This window comes from Vibrio sp. 10N.261.52.A1 (genome assembly GCF_002876325.1).
Classification (GTDB): domain Bacteria; phylum Pseudomonadota; class Gammaproteobacteria; order Enterobacterales; family Vibrionaceae; genus Vibrio; species Vibrio chagasii.
This window is the reverse complement of the sequence record NZ_MCYD01000084.1, coordinates 1-1,262: the sequence shown is the minus strand read 5'-3', so window position 1 is coordinate 1,262 and position 1,262 is coordinate 1. Positions and strand designations below refer to the sequence as shown.

Genomic DNA, 1,262 nt, shown 5'->3' with positions numbered 1-1,262 from the left:
GTTTTCTAAGTTTAGGAGTAATCGAACCTGTTATTGATAATTATAACTGGATGCTACCAACGTTTTATAATACGTTCCATTTATATGGGTGGCTATCAAATGAAATGTTGTTGCAAATATTAAACTTTACAATCGGCGTGCTTATATACTTTCCATTCTTTAAAAGAATTAGCAATTTAACTTTTTATTCAAGTGTTAATATGACAAGTGACAAGTTTTTCGACTATGAAGATAGTAGGCAGGCTCTAGGTATCGGAGATGTTGTTGGTCAGGTTAATAAATCGATAAAGGCACAACGAAATATTGAACGATTGCAGTCTACAGGAAAGTTTGAGCTATTCTATCAACCAATTTGTTCTGAAAATAAAGACTCTATAGTTTCAGTTGAAGCATTACTTCGTCATCGTTCACACGAGGGAAAAATCACACCTCCTACTTTTATCACTGATTTTCAATTGACAGGTATGATTGTCGATTTAGACCTTTGGGTTATTGAAAAAGCTTTATTAGACTTCAAAAAAATTGACATCCCCCTTGATAATGAACTTGAAAATATCGCAATAAACGTTTCTCCAATCACCTTTTTGTCCGATAGTTTTATAAAGAACTTCGTAGAAATTGTCTTATCAAGTGACGTTGCTTTTTCTGAGATAACACTTGAGATTACTGAGGATGTGCTTATTAGTGATGAGTCGGGAACTGTGGCAAAGATCGCTGAGCTAAGAGGGTTAGGAGTGTCGATTGCGTTGGATGATTTCGGCTCCGGTTATTCTTCCTTAGGTTATTTGTCTAAATACAAGTTTGATAAGGTCAAAATAGATAGGGCGCTGACAAATAATATTGATACTGAGATAGGTAGCAAGCTTTTCATGTTAACAACACAGATTGTAAAAACATTAGGTGCGGTCGCCATAGTAGAAGGCGTGGAAACTGAAAGGCAATTAAAATCTGTGAACCGATTAGGGCCATGTCTTGTTCAGGGTTATTATTTTTTTAGGCCGATGTCATTGTCTGCACTTAATAACCTATTAACATCAAAATCATCGAAAGCAATAGATAAAGTTTGTGTGTGTTATGAATAGAATAGTTTTAGCCTTATTTCTTTTTTTATTTTCAACATTTACACTCGCAAAAGTTGTTAGGGTGGGTTCTCTAGGGCAAGATATTGTCGTATCTCATACGCTGAGCAAACTTGAAAAAGATATGAATATCGAGTTTAAAATAGTGACCTTCCAAAGTAATAAAAAACTCAGTAATAATAT

General features: G+C 34.5%; 2 protein-coding genes. Both read left to right on the top strand.

The window, feature by feature from the left end; all coding sequences use genetic code 11:
• On the top strand, positions 1-1,082 hold a 1,082-nt coding region (locus BCT81_RS01165), incomplete at its 5' end, for an EAL domain-containing protein (RefSeq protein ID WP_133152480.1).
• On the top strand, positions 1,075-1,262 hold a 188-nt coding region (locus BCT81_RS29505; protein WP_206747994.1), incomplete at its 3' end, for a hypothetical protein. The genes BCT81_RS01165 and BCT81_RS29505, both read left to right, overlap by 8 nt.